Origin of the sequence: Kitasatospora sp. NPDC059673, from assembly GCF_042734215.1 — a bacterium.
In the GTDB taxonomy this organism is placed as follows: Bacteria; Actinomycetota; Actinomycetes; order Streptomycetales; family Streptomycetaceae; genus Kitasatospora.
Window position 1 is genome coordinate 173,049 of record NZ_JBHWEN010000006.1, and the last position, 18,198, is coordinate 191,246.

General features: G+C 72.3%; 15 protein-coding genes. 7 read left to right on the forward strand and 8 right to left on the reverse strand.

Annotated features, from left to right (window positions below):
• Window positions 1-18: 18 nt before the first annotated feature.
• Together ACFV18_RS10100 and glnA are read right to left on the reverse strand one after the other, a co-directional pair.
• Entirely contained in the window at window positions 19-855 is an 837-nt protein-coding gene (locus tag ACFV18_RS10100; protein WP_380481334.1) for a DUF4231 domain-containing protein, read from the reverse strand.
• Between the two features lie 95 nt (window positions 856-950).
• Window positions 951-2,312 (reverse strand): type I glutamate--ammonia ligase, encoded by a 1,362-nt coding sequence (gene glnA, locus ACFV18_RS10105; RefSeq protein ID WP_380481337.1) that lies wholly within the window; start codon window positions 2,310-2,312, stop codon window positions 951-953.
• Between the two features lie 185 nt (window positions 2,313-2,497).
• Between glnA and ACFV18_RS10110 the strand changes: the two genes are divergently transcribed.
• Both ACFV18_RS10110 and ACFV18_RS10115 read left to right on the forward strand, forming a co-directional pair.
• On the forward strand, window positions 2,498-4,243 hold the full coding sequence (locus ACFV18_RS10110; protein WP_380481339.1) for an NAD+ synthase: 1,746 nt from the start codon (window positions 2,498-2,500) through the stop codon (window positions 4,241-4,243).
• A gap of 195 nt (window positions 4,244-4,438) precedes the next feature.
• Window positions 4,439-5,233 carry a putative protein N(5)-glutamine methyltransferase gene (locus ACFV18_RS10115; RefSeq protein WP_380481342.1) on the forward strand — a complete coding sequence of 265 codons (795 nt, stop codon included), beginning with the start codon at window positions 4,439-4,441 and terminating at the stop codon, window positions 5,231-5,233.
• A gap of 374 nt (window positions 5,234-5,607) precedes the next feature.
• On the opposite strand, the gene ACFV18_RS10120 is transcribed toward ACFV18_RS10115, so the two are convergent.
• The 3 genes from ACFV18_RS10120 to ACFV18_RS10130 form a co-directional block, all read right to left on the reverse strand.
• Window positions 5,608-6,627 carry an endonuclease/exonuclease/phosphatase family protein gene (locus ACFV18_RS10120; protein WP_380481345.1) on the reverse strand — a complete coding sequence of 340 codons (1,020 nt, stop codon included), beginning with the start codon at window positions 6,625-6,627 and terminating at the stop codon, window positions 5,608-5,610.
• Window positions 6,628-6,767: 140 nt separating this feature from the next.
• Entirely contained in the window at window positions 6,768-7,409 is a 642-nt protein-coding gene (locus ACFV18_RS10125; protein ID WP_380481347.1) for a TetR/AcrR family transcriptional regulator, read from the reverse strand.
• Window positions 7,410-7,432: 23 nt separating this feature from the next.
• Window positions 7,433-9,046: an MFS transporter gene (locus ACFV18_RS10130; protein WP_380481349.1), complete on the reverse strand. Its 1,614-nt coding sequence runs from the start codon at window positions 9,044-9,046 to the stop codon at window positions 7,433-7,435.
• A 212-nt stretch (window positions 9,047-9,258) separates the two neighbouring features.
• On the opposite strand from ACFV18_RS10130, the gene panB reads away from it, so the two are divergent.
• The 3 genes from panB to ACFV18_RS10145 all read left to right on the forward strand — a co-directional run bounded on the left by panB (window position 9,259) and on the right by ACFV18_RS10145 (window position 12,151).
• On the forward strand, window positions 9,259-10,131 hold the full coding sequence (gene panB / locus ACFV18_RS10135) for a 3-methyl-2-oxobutanoate hydroxymethyltransferase (protein WP_380481351.1): 873 nt from the start codon (window positions 9,259-9,261) through the stop codon (window positions 10,129-10,131).
• A 215-nt stretch (window positions 10,132-10,346) separates the two neighbouring features.
• A complete protein-coding gene (locus ACFV18_RS10140; RefSeq protein ID WP_380481353.1) occupies window positions 10,347-11,327 on the forward strand; it encodes an ATP-binding cassette domain-containing protein in 981 nt (326 codons plus the stop codon).
• On the forward strand, window positions 11,324-12,151 hold the full coding sequence (locus ACFV18_RS10145; protein ID WP_380481355.1) for an ABC transporter permease: 828 nt from the start codon (window positions 11,324-11,326) through the stop codon (window positions 12,149-12,151). The genes ACFV18_RS10140 and ACFV18_RS10145 overlap by 4 nt, the downstream gene beginning before the upstream one ends.
• Window positions 12,152-12,181: 30 nt before the next feature.
• Here the strand turns inward: ACFV18_RS10145 and ACFV18_RS10150 are convergent, their stop codons facing one another.
• Entirely contained in the window at window positions 12,182-15,493 is a 3,312-nt protein-coding gene (locus ACFV18_RS10150) for an ATP-binding protein (protein WP_380481357.1), read from the reverse strand.
• A 158-nt stretch (window positions 15,494-15,651) separates the two neighbouring features.
• Between ACFV18_RS10150 and ACFV18_RS10155 the strand changes: the two genes are divergently transcribed.
• Complete coding sequence (locus tag ACFV18_RS10155; RefSeq protein WP_380481359.1) at window positions 15,652-16,467, forward strand: site-2 protease family protein; 816 nt, start codon at window positions 15,652-15,654, stop codon at window positions 16,465-16,467.
• A gap of 31 nt (window positions 16,468-16,498) precedes the next feature.
• Here ACFV18_RS10155 and ACFV18_RS10160 read toward each other — a convergent pair whose 3' ends face one another.
• Together ACFV18_RS10160 and npdG are read right to left on the reverse strand one after the other, a co-directional pair.
• Window positions 16,499-16,693 carry a hypothetical protein gene (locus ACFV18_RS10160; RefSeq protein WP_380481361.1) on the reverse strand — a complete coding sequence of 65 codons (195 nt, stop codon included), beginning with the start codon at window positions 16,691-16,693 and terminating at the stop codon, window positions 16,499-16,501.
• A 129-nt stretch (window positions 16,694-16,822) separates the two neighbouring features.
• On the reverse strand, window positions 16,823-17,524 hold the full coding sequence (npdG, locus tag ACFV18_RS10165) for an NADPH-dependent F420 reductase (protein ID WP_380481362.1): 702 nt from the start codon (window positions 17,522-17,524) through the stop codon (window positions 16,823-16,825).
• A 47-nt stretch (window positions 17,525-17,571) separates the two neighbouring features.
• On the opposite strand from npdG, the gene ACFV18_RS10170 reads away from it, so the two are divergent.
• Complete coding sequence (locus ACFV18_RS10170) at window positions 17,572-18,150, forward strand: hypothetical protein (protein ID WP_380481364.1); 579 nt, start codon at window positions 17,572-17,574, stop codon at window positions 18,148-18,150.
• Window positions 18,151-18,198 lie beyond the last annotated feature (48 nt).

Below are 18,198 nucleotides of genomic sequence, written 5' to 3' on the forward strand. Positions count from 1 at the left end.
CCCGCGCGGCGCCGCCGCTCACTGCGCCAGCCCGCCCGCCGGGGCGGTGTCGCGCTGCTGGACCTCGGGCGGCTGCTCCAACTGGAGCTCCTTCTTCCGCTGTTCCTCCTTCAGCCGCTCCACCTCCTCGGCGAAGCACGCCGCCGCCTCCTCGGGCGGCAGCCGCTTGTAGCGCCGGATCCCGAGGTTCAGCGACTGGATCTCCATGTCGAGCGCGTCGGCCGTCTGCTGAAGGTTCATGCTCCGCTCGCGGAACTTGAAGTAGGAGATGACGCCGGCCGAGATGCTCACCGTCGCACTCAGCGCCACCGCGAACCAGCGCCAGCCGCCCTCCTCGGCCGAGGCGGTGGTGGAGACCGAGGCGGTGGTGGAGACCGAGGTCAGAATCGACCCCACCAGCACCGAGACCTGGAAGAAGTTGTGCCGGTTCCGGTACTTCCCGGCTCCCCGCCGGTAGCTGTCCCGGATCTCCACGACCGATTCCCGGTACTCGTGGAACGAACTCGCCACGGCCCGGTTCTGCTTCGCCAGGATCGACCTGCGCTCGGACTCCAGCTTCTTCAGCTTGGTCCGGGCCGTGAGGACAGCCCCCCGCAGGTCGAACCACCTCACCGGGGCCCCGACGAGCGAGGCCGCGAGCGGAAGTCCCAGCAGCAGGTTCAGGCCCAACCGCCCCTGCCCGGGCCGCGAGTAGTCGACGAAGACGTTGATCGCGACGATCCCGAGCACGAGCACCGGTACGCCGCCGAACCCCCACAGGATCGACAGCCGCTTCCAGAACATCAGCCGATCGATCTCCGCCTCGGCGTCGATCACCTCGTGCTCCACCACCAGCAACTCACGTGTCCCGGCCACGATCACCCCCGGCGCGGAAGCCTAGCAAGCAGGCCCCGGCCCGGCGCGAAGTCGCAACCGGACCGGGGCCCCAGGTCCCGTCAAAACAAGCCGGGCTACAGCACCTGGAGGATCTTCCGCAGCTCGAACGGAGTGACCTCCGAGCGGTACTCCTCCCACTCCTGCCGCTTGTTGCGCAGGAAGAAGTCGAAGACGTGCTCGCCCAGCGTCTCGGCGACGAGTTCGCTGCGCTGCATGAGGTCGATCGCCTCGCCGAGGTTCTGGGGCATGGGCTGGATGCCGAGGGCGCGGCGTTCGGCGTCGGTGAGGGCCCAGACGTCGTCGTCCGCGCCGGGGGGGAGTTCGAGGTTGTCCTCGATGCCCTTGAGGCCGGCGGCGAGGGTGACGGCGTAGGCGAGGTAGGGGTTGCAGCCGGTGTCGAGGGAGCGGACCTCGATGCGGGTGGAGCCCTGCTTGCCGGGCTTGTACATGGGGACGCGGATCAGGGCGGAGCGGTTGTTGTGGCCCCAGCAGATGTAGGAGGGGGCTTCGCCGCCGGCGCCGGCGGTGCGCTGGGAGCCGCCCCAGATGCGCTTGTAGGAGTTGACCCACTGGTTGGTGACGGCGGCGGTCTCGGCGGCGTACTTGAGCAGGCCGGCGATGAAGGAGCGGCCGACCTTGGAGAGCTGGTACTCGGCGCCGGATTCGTGGAACGCGTTGCGGTCGCCCTCGAAGAGGGAGACGTGGGTGTGCATGCCGGAGCCGGGGAAGTTGGAGAACGGCTTGGGCATGAAGCTGGCGTGGACGCCCTGTTCGAGCGCGACCTCCTTCATGACCAGGCGGAAGGTCATGATGTTGTCGGCGGTGGAGAGCGCGTCGGCGTAGCGCAGGTCGATCTCCTGCTGGCCGGGGGCGCCCTCGTGGTGGCTGAACTCGACCGAGATGCCCATGGATTCGAGCATGGTGATGGCCTGGCGGCGGAAGTCGTGGCCGATGCCGCGCGGGGTGTGGTCGAAGTAGCCGGACTGGTCGGCGGGGATGGGCGGGGTGCCGTCGCCGGGGAGGTCCTTGAGCAGGAAGAACTCGATCTCGGGGTGGGTGTAGAAGGTGAATCCCTGGTCGGAGGCCTTCTCCAGGGTCCGCTTGAGGACGTAGCGCGGGTCGGCGTAGGACGGGGAGCCGTCGGGCATCAGGATGTCGCAGAACATCCGGGCGGTACCGGGGTTCTCGGAGCGCCACGGCAGTATCTGGAAGGTGGTGGGGTCCGGCTTGGCGATCATGTCGGACTCGTACACCCGGGCGAAGCCCTCGATCGCGGAGCCGTCGAAGCCGATGCCCTCCTCGAAGGCCTGCTCCAGTTCCGCGGGGGCGACCGCCACGGACTTGAGGAAACCGAGGACGTCGGTGAACCACAGCCGGACGAACCGGATGTCACGCTCTTCGAGTGCGCGAAGCACGAACTCCTGCTGCTTGCCCATGGGGACAGTCTCACCTCTGCTCTTTACGCCCGTGTTACGCCTGACACGCCCTGAACCGGACGCATCGCGCCGTCACCCATCATGGCGGATACCCGCCCGCTTGCCGACCGCGCGAAGACAGCGGCAGCACCCTCGGGGGCCACCCCTCGCCACATAACGTCAGTTAGACGATTACACTCGTGCTCATGCCGAATCTGCGTCTCGCCCTGTGCCAGATCGACCCCTGGGTCGGTGACCTCGCCCGCAACAGCGAGGAGGTGCTGCGCTGGTCGAAGCGGGCCGCCGAGTCCGGCGCGGATCTGATCGCGTTCCCGGAGATGGTGCTCACGGGCTACCCGGTCGAGGACCTGGCGTTCCGCAGCTCTTTCGTGGAGGGCTCGCGCGCCGCCCTGGTGGACCTGGCGGCCAAGCTGCAGGCCGAGGGCCTGGGCGACACCCCGGTGCTGGTCGGCTACCTGGGCCGCGGCGAGCCGGGCAGCAGGTACGCGGGCAAGCCGCAGAACTGCGCGGCGGTGCTGCGCGGCGGCGAGGTGGTCACCCGGTTCGCCAAGCACTTCCTGCCGAACTACGGCGTGTTCGACGAGTACCGCTACTTCGTGCCGGGCGACCAGCTGACGGTCCTTCGGCTGCACGGCGTGGACGTCGCGCTGGCGATCTGCGAGGACATCTGGCAGGAGGGCGGCCGGGTCACCGCCACCGGTCAGGCCGGCGCGGGGCTGCTGCTGTCGATCAACGGCTCTCCGTACGAGCGGGACAAGGACGACGTCCGGCTGGAGCTGGTCAAGCGCCGCGCGGCCGAGGCCGGTTGCCCGCTGGTGTACCTGAACATGGTCGGCGCGCAGGACGAGCTGGTCTTCGACGGCGAGTCGCTGGTGGTCGGCACGGACGGTGAACTGCTCGCCCGCGGACCGCAGTTCGAGGAGGCGCTGCTGGTCATGGACCTCGACCTGCCGGCCGCGTCCGAGCCCGGTCTGCCGGACGGCACGGTGCTCGCCGACGGCCTGCGCCTGACCCGGGTCGACCTCGGCGGCGAGCCGAAGCCCGCCCCGGCCGAGCCCGTGCTGCCGCAGATCGGCGAGCGGCTGGACGACGAGGCCGAGGTGTACGCGGCGCTGGTCGAGGGCACCCGGGCGTACGTCCGCAAGAACGGCATGCGCTCGGTGCTGATCGGCCTGTCCGGCGGCATCGACTCGGCGCTGGTCGCGGCGATCGCGGTGGACGCGATCGGCGCGGAGCACGTGTACGGCGTCTCGATGCCCTCGCGCTACTCCTCGCAGCACTCCCGCGACGACGCCGCCGAGCTGGCCCGCCGCACCGGCCTGCACTTCCGCACCGTCCCGATCGCCCCGATGTTCGACGCGTACATGGGCGCCACCGAGCTGACCGGCCTGGCGGAGGAGAACCTGCAGTCCCGGCTGCGCGGCACCCTGCTGATGGCGATCTCCAACCAGGAGGGGCAGATCGTCCTCGCCCCGGGCAACAAGAGCGAACTCGCGGTCGGCTACTCCACGTTGTACGGCGACTCGGTCGGCGCGTACGGCCCGATCAAGGACGTCTACAAGTCGCTGATCTTCCGGCTGGCCCGCTGGCGCAACGCGCAGGCCGAGGCGCGCGGCGAGGTGCCGCCGATCCCGGAGAACACCATCAGCAAGCCGCCGTCCGCCGAGCTGCGCCCCGACCAGGTGGACACCGACTCGCTGCCGGACTACGACCTGCTGGACGCCGTCCTGGACCGCTACGTCGAGGGCGACCAGGGCCGGGACGCGATCGTCGCCGAGGGCTTCCCGGCCGAGGTGGTGGACCGCGTGGTACGCCTGGTCGACACCGCCGAGTACAAGCGCCGGCAGTACCCGCCGGGCCCGAAGGTCTCGCCGAAGAACTTCGGCCGCGACCGGCGACTGCCCATCACCAACCGCTGGCGGCAGGGCTGACAAAGGGCTGCCGATGGGCTGACAGGACGGGCGCCAGGGGTTTAGGGTGAGCGCCGCGATACGTGCCCGATCATGGACGGCGCGCCGGCCGAAGGAGGTGGGAGAGATCACCGTGCAGGTTGTCGAGGTGCTCCCCCGCCGTCGGGCCGCGGTCTGACCGGACGGGGAGCCCGCAAGGCTTTCCGAGAGGTCCCCGTGTCACTCCCCCATTCCCCCGCCCACCTGGCCGACCAGCTCACCGAGCGGCTGCGGGCAGCCGGCTGCGTCTTCGCCGAGGACGAGGCCCGGCTGCTGCTGTCCGCCGCCGACCGTCCCGACCGGCTCGCCGAGATGCTCGAACTCCGGTGCGCAGGGCACCCGTTGGAGCAGGTGGTGGGCTTCGCCGAGTTCGCCGGGCTGCGCATCGCACTGGCCCCGGGGGTGTTCGTGCCGCGCCGCCGCAGCGAGTTCCTGGTCGAGCGGGCCCTCGCGCTGGGCGCGCCCGGCACGGTGGTGCTGGACCTGTGCTGCGGCTCCGGCGCGATCGGCGCGGCGCTGGCCGACCGGCTCGGCGCGATCGAACTGCACGCCGCCGACGTCGACCCGGCCGCCGTCGCCTGCGCCCGCCACAACCTGGCCCCGTACGGCGGCGCGGTGCACCTGGGCGACCTGGACGCCCCGCTGCCCGCCGACCTGCGCGGCCGGGTCGGGCTGCTGGTGGCCAACGCCCCGTACGTGCCGACCGACGAGATACCGCTACTGCCGCCGGAGGCCCGCGACCACGAGCCGCCGGTGGCACTGGACGGCGGCGCCGACGGACTGGCGGTACAGCGCCGGGTGGCGGCCGCCGCGCCGCACTGGCTGGCGCCGGGCGGTCACCTGCTGATCGAGACCAGCGAACGCCAGGCCCCGGCGACGGCCACGCTGATGACCCACCAAGGCCTGGCGGTCCGGATCGAGCAGGACGAGGAGCGCGACGCCACCGTGGTGATCGGCAGGCACCCCGGCTGACAGCCGGCCGGCAACGGCGCACAACCGGCTGGCCGCCAACAGCACGCAGCACGGCCGACCGCCGGTCACAACAACCCCACCCGAGCGGTCGGCCCCCACCAACACCCGCGCAAGACGGACCGCAGGCCAACAACGGGCACGCGGCGCGGCCGACCGCAGGTCAACAACGGGCCACGCGGCGCGGCCGACCGCCAGCGACACCCCGCAGCCGGCCGGCCAGCAACACCCCCGCAAGGCCGACCGCAGGTCAACAACGCCACGCAACGCGGCCGACCGCAGGTCAACCACCCCACGCAGCGCCGCCGACCGCAGGTCAACAGCAGCACCCCCACCACCGACCGCCAGCGACACCCCGCAGCCCGCCGGCCGCCGTGTCAGTACCGGTACGCGGCGACCAGCGCCAGGTGGTCGCTCGCGTCCGGCGGCAGGGTGCGGGAGTCGGTGGGGACCAGCCCGCCCTTGCTGAGGATCTGGTCGATCCGGGCCATCGGGAAGGACGCCGGCCAGGAGAAGCCGAAGCCGTCGCCGGCCGCGCCCTGCGCGGAGCGCAGTTGCGAGGTGATCGGGGCCAGGCTGCGGTCGTTCATGGTGCCGTTGAGGTCGCCGAGCAGCAGCACCTTGCGCAGCGGTTCGTGTGCGATGGCGTCGCCGAGGGCGTGCGCGCTGACGTCCCGGCGGCCGGCGGTGAAGCCGCTGTCGAACTTGACCCGCACCGAGGGCAGGTGGGCGACGTACACGGCGAGCGGGCCCTTGGGGGTGGTGACCTGGGCGCGGAAGGCCCTGGTCCAGCCCATCTTGATGTCGACCACGGTGACGTCGTCGATCGGGTAGCTGGACCACAGGCCGACGGTGCCCTCGACCGCGTGGTACGGGAACGCCTGCGCCAGCCCGGCGGCGTACACGGGGGCGGCGGCGGAGGAGAGTTCCTGCAGGGCGACGATCTGCGCGCCGGAGCCGGTGAGCATCCGGATGGTGCCCTGCGGGTCGTCGTTGGCGGCGGCCACGTTGTGGCTGAGCACGGTGAAGTCGCCGGGGCCGCTGCTCTTGTCGACCAGTAGCGCGCCGAACAGGTTCAGCCACACCGCGGCGGGCAGCAGCGCGGCCAGCACGGCGGTGCCGGACCGCCGCCACAGGGCGAGTACCAGCAGCACCGGCACCGTCACGCCCAGCCAGGGCAGGAAGGTCTCCAGCAGGCTGCCGAGGTTGCCGACGGCGTTCGGCACCTGGGCGTGCGCCACCAGCAGCACCGTGACCAGCACGCCGAGCAGGGTGAGCGGCCATCCGCGCCGCCAGTCGAACCAGCGCCGCAGCCGCTCGCGCCGGGTCGGCGCCTGCTCGTCCGCCGCTGCCACCGGGCCGTCCGCCGCTGCCGCCGGGCCGTCCGCCCGCACCATGCCCGCTCCTCGCCGCCGTGCCTGTCGGCTCCCCGCCGCCCGGTCCGACCTGCTCCGATCAGATTCTCGGCTCAGCCTATGACGGGAGGGACGCAACAAAGTGTGCGAGGAGTTCCACCCCGGACAGGTCTACCGGAGGTCTACCGGGCGGCGAGGCCCTCCAGTGCGGCGGTGACCATCTGCCGGGGCAGGTCCGGGTCCTCCAGCGGCGCGTCGTCCCACAGGACGGTGCGCAGCAGGATCGGTCCCATCAGCATCTCGCAGAGCAGCTCGACGTCCAGGTCGGAGCGGAGTTCGCCCGCCTCGACGCCGCGGCGGACGATCTGCCGGATCAGCTCGCGGCGCGGGTGGACCACTCGTTCGTGGTACGTCTGCTTGAGCTCGGGCCAGCTGTTCATCTGCCCGAGCGCGGACTTGACGATCCACCGGGAGCGCTTGATCAGGCCGCGCCGGCGCATGTAGTCGACGGCGCTGATCAGGTCTTCCCGGTAGGTCGGGCCGACCAGCGGGGGCATCGGCTCCTCCAGCCGGTCCACCACGTCCACCAGCAGGGCTTCCTTGTTGGGCCAGCGCCGGTAGATGGTGGCCTTGCCGACGCCCGCCTCGGCGGCGATCCGCTCCATGGACAGCTCGGCCAGGCCGACGCCGTCCTCCATCAGCTTCTCGACGGCGCCGTAGATCGCCTGCTCGGCGGCCTCGCTGCGCGGGCGGCCCCGCCGCGGAGCGTCCTGCTCCGCGGCGGGGCCGTGGCACGGCTTGAGCGGAGTGTCGGCGCTTGTCATGGCCTTATTCTCCACCCTGGCGGTCAAACCTTGGCAGGACTCGCGTCGGAGCCCGCCCGGCCCTGCGCCTCGGCCCGGCCGGCCGGGCCGCCGGGGGCGGTGGGGAGCTTGCCGGGCAGCAGCACCATCACGAGCACCGCGCCGAGCACGGTGACGCCGGCCGAGACCGCGGAGACCACGTGCATGGCGTGGATGAACGCGTCCTTGGCCGGGTCCACCAGATCCGGCAGGTGCAGCTTCTCGGCCACCCCGAGGGTGGACTCGATCGACTCGCCGGCCCGTCCGCGGAGCTGCTCCTGCACGGTGCCGAGGTGGTCCTCCATGCCGTTGCGGTACACGGTGGACAGCAGCGCGCCCAGCACCGCGATGCCCAGCGAGCCGCCGACCTGGCGGAAGGTGTTGTTCAGCGCGGAGCCCGCGCCGGCCTTCTCGCGCGGCAGCGCGCCCATGATGGCGACCGTCACCGGCGGCATCACGTGCGCCATGCCGGTGCCCATCACGAAGCCGAGCACGATCAGCAGCCAGATCGGGCTGGTCGCGGTCAGGAACACGTAACCGAGGAAGCCGATGGTGACCAGCAGCATGCCGCCGGCGCAGGTCAGCCGGACGCCGATCCGGTCGACCACCAGCCGGGCCCGGGGCGCGAAGATCAGCTGGGCGACGGCCAGCGGCAGCATCAGCTCACCGGCCTGCAGGGCGCTGTAGCCGCGCACGCTCTGGATGTAGAACACGCCGAAGAACGAGACGCCCATCAGCGCGAAGAACACGATGCCGACCACGCCGATCGACGCGGAGAACACCTTGTTGCGGAACCAGGTGACGTCCAGCGCGGGGTGGCTGGTGTGCTTCTCGAACAGCACGAATCCGGCCAGCGCGGCCACGCCGATCAGGGTCGGCACCCAGGCCTCGGGGGCGGTGAAGTCGGCGAGTTCGCCGCCCTTGATGATGCCGTAGATCAGCGCCACCAGGCCGACCACGGACAGCAGCACACCGACCGGGTCGAGCTTGCCCGGGTTGGGGTCCTTGGAGTCCGGGACCAGCCAGCCCATCAGGCCGAGCGCCAGGATCACGATGGGAACGTTCACCAGGAAGACCGAGCCCCACCAGAAGTGCTCGATCAGCAGACCGCCGGTGATCGGGCCGATGGCGATCGCCAGGCCCACCGCGCCGGCCCAGATGCCGATCGCCTTGGGCTGCTCGTGCCGCTCGAAGACGTTCATGATGATGGCCAGCGTCGCCGGCATCACGAACGCGGCGCCGATGCCCATCACGGCGCGGTAGCCGATGAGTTCGCCCGGGCTGGCGGCGATCGCGGACAGCAGCGAGCCGAGGCCGAAGACCACCATGCCGGACAGCAGCGTCCACTTTCGGCCGTACCGGTCGCCCAGCAGACCGGCGGTGAACAGCAGGCCCGCGAAGACCAGCGTGTAGGAGTTGATTGCCCATTCCAGGTCGCTCTGGCTCGCGCCGAGGCCCACCGGGGCGGGGGTGGCGATGGTCTTCATCGCCACGTTGAGGATCGAGTTGTCGAGCACGACGACGAGCAGGGCGAGCACCAGGGTGCCCAGGATCCACCAGCGTCGGCGGTGTACGGCTTCCGGCACCCGAGGTGCCGGCGGCGCGGTCGGCGAGGTCATACGAGCAGACTAGCTGCGCTTTCGATACGAGACGGTCCCGTATCGTAACGGTCGGGACACCGTACGGCAAAGACCTCCCCAAGAACCCCTTCGACGGCCGGACACCACTGGACTCCCGCCCCTTTGCTGACGGGCCGTGGCGTGCAAGCATGGAGCCAGATCCGGGGACGCCGCACGGCGCCACGAGACGACACACACCAGGAGTCTGTTCGATGAACGCCTCTCCGCTTCAGCCTGCCCAACCGCAGGACGCGCCCGCCAACACGCTCTACGGCGGGGTCACCAGCCGCCGGGTCACCGTCCGGGACCTCGCCAAGGCCAAGCGCAACGGCGAACGGTGGGCCATGCTCACCGCCTACGACGCCCTCACCGCCGGCGTCTTCGACGAAGCCGGCATCCCCGTCCTGCTGGTCGGCGACTCCGCCGGCAACTGCCACCTCGGCTACGAAACCACCGTGCCGGTGACCATGGACCAGATGGTGATGCTCTCCGCCGCCGTCGTCCGAGGCACCCAGCGCGCCCTGATCGTCGCCGACCTGCCCTTCGGCTCCTACCAGGAGTCCCCCGCCCAGGCCATGCACAACGCGGCCCGCCTGATGAAGGAGGCCGGCGTCCACGCGGTCAAGCTCGAAGGCGGCGAACGCAGCGCCCGCACCATCGAACTCCTCGTCGAGGCCGGCATCCCCGTCATGGCCCACATCGGCCTCACCCCCCAGTCCGTGCACGCCTACGGCGGCTACCCCGTCCAGGGCCGCGGCGACGAGGCCGCCCACCAACTGCTGCGCGACGCGAAGGCCGTCCAGCAGGCCGGCGCGTTCTCCGTCGTCCTCGAAGCCGTCCCCGCCGAACTCGCCGCCGAGGTCACCACCCACTCCGCGATCCCGACCGTCGGCATCGGCGGCGGCCCCGGCACCGACGCGCAGGTCCTCGTCTGGACCGACTTCGCCGGCATGACGGCCGGCCGCGTCCCCAAGTTCGTCAAGCAGTACGCCAACCTGCGCCAGACGCTGGCGCAGGCCGCGAGCGAGTTCGCCTCGGACGTCCGCGAAGGCACCTTCCCGGGGCCGGAGCACAGCTTCCAGTAACGGCAAGGGCGCGGGGAACTGCGCGACAAGCGCAAGCCCGTCCGCAAGGTCGCGATCAAGTGCAAGTGACTGTCCTGCGTCGCGATCTTGCGGTTGGGGGCCTTCCGCTTCGCGCAGTTCCCCGCGCCCCCGGTTGCGCTCTCACTGTCATCGTGCCCGTCGGCCTGACAGCGGGCTGACAGTCCCGTGACAGGCGGCTCCCGCACGGTGGTCCCATGACACGAATCGCGGGGAACGCCGTGGAGGTCCACGGCATTGTGAAGCACTACGGGGAGACGAAGGCCCTCGACGGCGTCGATCTGACGGTGCGTGAGGGGACGGTGCTGGGGCTGCTCGGGCCGAACGGGGCCGGGAAGACCACGCTGGTGCGGGTGCTGTCGACGCTGATCAAGCCGGACGCGGGCACGGCGTTCGTGGGCGGGTACGACGTGTTGCGGCAGCCCAAGCAGTTGCGGCGGACGATCGGCCTGACCGGCCAGTACGCCTCGGTGGACGAGCTGCTGTCGGGCTACGAGAACCTCTACCTGATCGGGCGTCTGCTGGACCTGTCCGCCAGGGACGCCAAGGCCCGGGCGGCCGAGTTGCTGGAGCGGTTCTCGCTGACCGACGCGGCCAGGCGCCCGGCCAAGGGCTATTCGGGCGGGATGCGGCGCCGCCTGGACCTCGCGGCGTCGATGATCGGCCGCCCGAAGGTGCTGTACCTGGACGAGCCCACCACCGGCCTGGACCCGCGGACCCGCAACGAGGTGTGGGACGAGGTGCAGCGGATGGTCGGCGAGGGTTCGACGGTGCTGCTGACCACCCAGTACATGGAGGAGGCGGAGCAGCTCGCCGGCTCGCTGACCGTGATCGACAAGGGCCGGGTGATCGCCAGCGGCGGCATTCAGGAGCTGAAGACGCAGGTCGGCGGCCGGAGTCTGCAGGTGCGTCCGCTGCGCCCGGCGGAGCTGCCGGAGATGGCCCGCTGTCTGCGGGAGGCCGGTGTCCCGGCGACGTTCTCCGAGGAGTCGGAGCTGCTCTCGGTGCATCTCACTGCGGAGGATCAACTGACGGTGGTCATAGGGGTGTTGGGCACCCGAGGGTTCGGGATCGCCGGTATCGACACCAAGCTTCCCAGCCTGGACGAGGTCTTCCTGACCATCACCGGCAAGCCGTCCGTCCCCGCCCCGGCCCGTGACAAGGAGCCCGTCGCATGAGCACCGCCACCCTGACGCCCGCCCCCGCCGCAACCGCGGGCTCCGCCGACGACGCCCGGATCGGCCTGCGCGCGAGCCTGCGCCACCTGGGCGCGCTGACCCGTCGCAATCTGATGCGGATCAAGGCGGACCCGGAGTCCATGCTGGACGCCCTGCTGGTGCCGGTCATCATGATCCTGCTGTTCGTCTACGTGTTCGGCGGCGCGATGGCCGGCAACCAGCACGACTATCTCCAGTACATGGTGCCGGGCCTGCTGGGCACCACCGGCCTGAACCTGGCGATGGCGCTGGGCACCGGCCTGAACACCGATTTCCAGACCGGTGTGATGGACCGTTTCCGCACCCTGCCGATCGGGCGCTCGACGGTGCTGATGTCGAAGATGATCGCGGAGACTCTGCGGGCCCTGGTCGCGTTCACGGTGCTGATCGGCTTCGCGCTGGTCCTCGGCCTGGAGATCAGAACGGGCCCGCTGGAGCTGCTGGCCGCGGTCGGCCTGTCGCTGGTGTTCGGTTCCTCGCTGATGTGGGTGTCGATGCTGCTGGGCATGGCGATGCGCAGCGCCCAGGCGGTGCAGGGCATGGCGATGATCGTGATGATGCCCCTGCAGTTCGGCAGCTCGATCTTCGCGCAGCCGAGCACCATGCCGGGTTGGCTGCAGGCGTTCACCACGCACAACCCGCTGTCCGCGCTGGCCGACGCCTGCCGCGCGCTGATCAACGGCGGCCCGGTCGGCGGTTCGGTGGTGACGGTGCTGATCTGGTCGGCGGGGATCACCGTGGTGACGGCGCCGCTGGCGGTGGCCCGCTTCCGCAAGCGCACCTGAGCACCCGTCACCGGCTTCGGGGAGCCGGCCTCAGAACTCCCCCGGATCGTTCATCAGGGCGGACGCCTCGTGCAGGGTGAGGCGCCCGCCCTGCTGGTGTGCCGTCGCATAGCCTTCCTCGCCGAGCAGTTCGCGCAGCGCCGCCTCGCAGCGGGCGCGTTCGGCGCGTTCCATGAAGGAGCCGGAGGCGCCGCTGAGGCCGTCGTGCGCGCCGACCAGTTCCGCGCCGCGCCGGGCGGCCGCCAAGGTGCCTTCCTGCCGGGCGAGTTCGGCGAGGACGGCGGCCAGCGGGATGAGCAGCATCATCGCCATGTGTTCGACGAAGACGGTGGCCCGGCCCTCCACCTCGGCCATCGCGCGGCGGCCCTGGCGGATCATCTCCAGGCCGGTGCGCGGGTCGCCTGCGCGGGCCGTCACCCAGCCCCGGATGCAGGTGACGATGCCGGCGAACACCCACGGCAGCGGGCCGCGGGTGGGTGCTTCGGAGGCCAGTTCGTCCAGCGCGGCCAGCGCCTCGGCGTACTGGCCGCGCTGCACGCACAGGTTGCACAGCACCAGCCGGCCGTACAGTCGCGCGCCGTCGGCGTCCCGGGCGTCCACGGCGGCCTCGGCGACGGCGTCGCGGATCATTCGCTCGCCGGCCTCCGGGTCCGACTCGGCGATCACCTCGCCGAGCCGGGCGCGCAGCAGCGGCACCTCCTGGCGGGCGTCGAGCCGGGTGGCCAGTTCGATCGCCTCCCGGAAGGCCCTTTCGGCGAGCGCGCTGTCACCGGACTTGGTGGCGTTCTCGGCCTTCGCGGCCAGCGCGTCGGAGCTGCCCCACAGGTCGCCCTCCGCGGTGTACAGGGCGAGCGCCTCCTCGCTGTCGGCGACCGCCTGCGGGAGGCCGCCGGCCAGGTCGTTGAGCAGCCGGGCGCGCAGTTGCAGGGCGTAGGCCAGGTCGCTGGGGGCGCCGTGGCGGCGGGCGCCGGCCACCGCGTCGTCCAGCACCTCCCGGGTGCGGTCCATCTCGCCGGTGAGGAAGACCGCGAACACCCGGCTGAGCGCCGGGACCCGGTAGGCCTGCGGCAGGTCGGGGGTGTAGACCTCCAGGATCCGGCGGGCGGTGTTCAGCGCGTGGGGGTCGTCGAGCATCCCCAGGTCGCCGGAGAACATGCCGATCAGCCGGTGCAGCCCGAGCTGGCGGCGGCCTTCCTGGAGTTGCTCGGGCGGCAGCGGCGGCGGCTGGTCGAGCGGGCCGGTGGTGAGTGGGACGGGCGTCGGGGCGCCGTCGGCATACGGGTCGGGGCCGAGCGCGGCGACCGTCTCGTACCAGCCGCGGGACTCGGTGCGGTAGTCGCGCAGCGCCCAGTAGCCGGCCATCGACAGCGCCAGTACCAGGGCCTCCTGCTCCTGTTCGGCGTCCACGGCACGGCGCAGCGCGGCCCGGATGTTCTCCTGTTCGCGGTCCAGCCGGGCGAGTTCGTCGAGCTGGCCGGGTCCGCGCAGGCGGAGGGCGGTGGTCCGGGCGAGTTCCCGGTAGTGCCGGGTGTGCCGGTCGGCGGCCCCGGTTTCGGCGGCCTCGGCCAGTCGCTCGGCCGCGTACTCGTGGATGGTCTCCAGCATCCAGTAGCGGGGCTGTTCGCCGAGCCCGGCCACCAGCAGGGACTTGTCGACCAGCGAGAGCAGCAGGTCGGCGACCTCCGTACGGGGCACTTCGGTGTCCGCGAGTACGGCCTCGGCGGCCTCCAGGGTGCAGCCGCCGGCGAACACCGACAGCCGTCGCAGCACGGCGTGTTCGCGCGGGCCGAGCAGGTCCCAGGACCAGTCGACGACGGCGCGAAGGGTCTGCTGGCGGGGCAGCAGGGTGCGGGAGCCGGCGGTGAGCAGGGCGAACCTGGAGTCCAGCCGGTCGGCGAGCTGGCGGGGCGTGAGTCCGCGCAGCCGGGCGGCGGCGAGTTCGATGGCCAGCGGCAGGCCGTCCAGGCGGCGGCAGAGTTCGGCGCATGCCTCCGGGTCCTCGTCGGTGCGGAAGCCGGGGCGGGCGGCGGCACCGCGTTCGGCGAGCAGGCGCAGCGCGGCGGGGTCGGGCAGCGGTTCGACCGGCAGCACGGTCTCGCCAGGGACGCCGAGCGGTTCGCGGCTGGTGGCGAGGACGGTGACGCCGGGGCAGTCGGCGAGCAGCCGGTCGGCGAGGTCGGCGGCGGCCTGGACGAGGTGTTCGCAGTTGTCGAGCAGCAGCAGGATGCGGCGGCGGCCGAGGTGGTCGACCACCCGGCGCACCGGGTCCTTGCGGCCGCCCTCGATCACCTCGGCGACGGTGCCGCCGGTGTGCAGCACGGTCTCCCGCAGGCCGAGCGCGGCGGCGACGGCGTCGGGGACGGCGGCGGGGTCGTCCAGCGGGGCGAGTTCGACCTGCCAGACGCCGCCGGGCCAGTTGGCGGTGTCCTGTTCGCGGCGGCCGGCCTCGACGGACAGCCGGGTCTTTCCGGAGCCACCGGGGCCGGTCAGGGTGGTCAGTCGGCCGGCCGTCAACGCGCCTGCCACGGTGGCGAGTTCGCCCTCGCGGCCGACGAAGCTGGTGCGGCCGGGGCGAAGGTTGCCAGTAGTAGCCGCGACCGGCGGGGCGGGGACGCGCGGGGGTTCGGGCGTGATGGTGAGCAACTCGCGGTGCAGGGCGCGCAGTTCGGGGCCGGGGTCGGTGCCGAGCCGGTCGGCGAGGGTGCGGCGGATCTCCTCGTAGCGGGAGAGCGCCTCGGCGGTGCGCCCGGCTGCGCGCAGGGCGCGCAGTTGGAGGGCCTGGAGCTGCTCGTCCAGCGGGTGGTCGCGGCAGAGTTCGGCGAGTTCGGCGGTGACCTCGGCGGCCCGGCCGAGGGCCAGTTGGGCGGTCAGCCGGTGCCGGCGGGCGTCCTCGCGCTGGGCCTCCAGGCGGGCGGCGGGGGCGGTGCGGTCGGGCAGGTCGGCGAGCGCGGGGCCGCGCCACAGGGCCAGGGCGGCGGTGAGCCGGTCGGCGGCGGCGGCCGGGTCGCCGTCGGCGAGGGCGCGGACGCCGTCGGCGGCCAGGCGCTGGAACTCGGCCACGTCGGTGTGCGGGCCGGTCAGCCAGTAGCCGGCCGGCCCGGAGCCGATCTCGGCCCGGCCGACGGTGCGGCGCAGCCGGCCGACCAGGGTCTGCAGCGCGGCGGCGGCGTCCTGCGGCGGTTCCTGGGCCCACACCTCGTCGGCGAGCAGCTCGGCCGGCACGGGCCGGCCCTGGCGCAGCGCGAGCGCGGCGAGCAGGGCGCGCAGCCGGGCGCCGCCGAGCGCGATCGGCGTGCCGTCGTCGTGGTGGGCGGTGGTGGTGCCGAGGATCCCGTAATGCACCCGCCCATTCTGCGGGACGCGCCCGGAGCCCCGGGCGCGCATCCGTACGGAACGCCCGGCCGCTGCCGTCCGTTCATCCTGAGCCGCTTGTCCGGTGCGCCCGGCGCCCGGCATCATCGGACGTCCGCCCGACCCCCATGTTCCGGAGCCTTCTCGCCATGACCTACGCCAGCACCGGCCAGCGCAGCGCGGAGAGCCGGGTCAGCCCGATCTTCCTGGCGCTGGCCGGCACCTTCGTCGCCGCCGGCTTCGCGCTGGCCACCGGCTGGGGCAACGACCGGTTCGGGATCTTCCTGTTCGTGGTGGCGGGCTGGATGGTCTCGCTCTGCCTGCACGAGTACGCGCACGCGCGCACCGCGCTGGCGGGCGGCGACATCACGGTCGGCATGAAGGGCTACCTGACGCTGAACCCGCTGAAGTACGGGCATGTGGTGCTGAGCTTCGTGCTGCCGGTGGTGTTCGTGCTGATGGGTGGCATCGGCCTTCCCGGCGGCGCGGTCTACATCGAGCGGGACCGGATCTCCGGCCGGCTCAAGCACAGCCTGATCTCGGCGGCCGGCCCGCTGGTGAACGCGCTGTTCGGCATCCTGCTGCTGGTGGCGGTCAGCCAGGGCTGGTTCGACAACCCGAACGTGCCGGCCCACTACGACGGCGAGGAACTGTCGTTCTCCCCGCTGCCGGCCGCCCTCGGCTTCCTCGCCTACCTCCAGGTGACCGCGGCGATCCTGAACCTGCTGCCGGTGCCCGGCCTGGACGGCTACGGCATCATCGAGCCCTGGCTGTCGCACCGGACCCGGCGGGCGATCGCCCCGTACGCGCCCTACGGCATGCTGCTGCTGTTCGCGCTGGTGTGGCAGAGCCAGGTCGGCCAGTGGCTGTACGACCTCACCATCGGGATCTTCGACGTGTTCGGCGCGGACTCGCAGTACGCGACGGTCGGCCGGCTGCTGTTCAGCTTCTGGAAGACCTACTGAGCGAGGAGCCGCCGGGCCCGCGCCGCGACGCCTACTGGGCCTGCGGCTGCTGGGCCCGGGCCCGCTCCGCGCGGTCCTTGCGCAGGTAGAACCAGGCGATGTTGCTGGCCACGCCGGCCATCAGGACCCACACCACGCCGAGCCAGTTGCCCTCGACGAACGAGACCACCGCGGCGGTCACCGCCAGGACCAGGACGATCGTGGCGTACAGGGCGTTGCGGGGCATGGCGGGACTCCTCGGGCGGGCGGTGTGGCTCCGCCATTCTCGCCGACCGAACAGCCCGCACCGGCCGGGGGTGGCCGGTGCGCACCGCGGCGTGGGTCACACCGCGGCGCGCGGGGCTCACCCGTCGGCTCAGACGTCGGTGATCCGCAGGCCGGCGTGCGCCTTGTAGCGGCGGTTGACCGAGATCAGGTTGGCCACCAGCGCCTCCACCTGGTGGGCGTTGCGCAGCCGTCCGGCGAAGATGCCGCGCATGCCGGGGATCCGGCCGGCCAGGGCCTGCACGGTCTCGGTGGCGGCGCGGTCCTCGCCGAGCACCATCACGTCGGTGTCGATCATCTCCACCGACTCGTCCTGCAGCAGCACCGCCGACAGGTGGTGGAAGGCCGCGGTGACGGTGGAGTCCGGCAGCAGTGCGGCGGCCTGCTGCGCGGCCGAGCCCTCCGGGACCTGCAGCGGGTAGGCGCCCTGCTTGTCGAAGCCCAGCGGGTTGACGCAGTCCACCACGATCTTCCCGGCGAGTTCGGCGCGCAGCGAGGTCAGCGTCTCGGCGTGGCCGTCCCACGGCACCGCGACGATCACCACGTCGCTCTCCCGGGCGCACCGCGCGTTGTCGGCGCCGCGGACACCGAGGCCGAGTTGTGTGGCGCAGTCCTCGGCGCGCTCGGCGCTGCGGGAGCCGATGATCACCTGCTGGCCGGCCTTGGCGAGCCGGTAGGCCAGGCCGCGGCCCTGGTCACCGGTGCCGCCGAGGACTCCGACCACGAGCTCGGAGACGTCGGGGAGCTGTCGGCCCGGCGCGGCGGGCGCGTTCACTGAATCGGGTTGCGTCATGCGGAAGATCCTGCCAAACGGCCCGTCCGGGCGGCATTCTGTCGCGCATGGACGCGGTGAGAGTTTCCGCACTCCGGCAGTCGCTGTCCGGCACCGGCTGGCCCGAGCGGGCAGGCGCCTTCGCCTCCGCGCTGCGCGGCTCGGTCACCCGGCGCAGCGCCACCGGCCTGCTGCTGGTCGGCACCCCCCTCTACGAGCCGTGGCACCTGGCCGCGCACCTGAGCGACGAGGCCGCGTACGGCGGAGTGCCGGAGCTCGTCCCGACCCTGCTGCGGCACACCGTGCCGGCCGGCGCACCGGACCACCTGGCGTGCGGGCTGCCCCGGCTCGCGGAGGCGCGGGCCGGCGCGACGGTGCTGCTGGTCGCCCCCGCGCCCGCCGACGCGCCCCTGCTGGAACGGCTGGACGGCGCCCGCCGGGCCGGCGCGGTGCTGCTCACCCTGGACGACGGCGACCCCGAACTGACGGCGCTGGCGCACGAACGGCTGACCGTGCCGGACGCCGAGCCGGAACCGTTCGAGCTGGTCCAGCACCTGGTCAGCTCGGCCACCTCGACGGTGCCGCCGCGCTCCCGGCTGGCCCGGCTGGCGGAGCGGCTGACCGCCTCCCCGGTGCTGCGCTGGTGACGATCTGACGGGCTGGCAGAAAAACCTGTTGCCCCGTTCCGTCCGCTT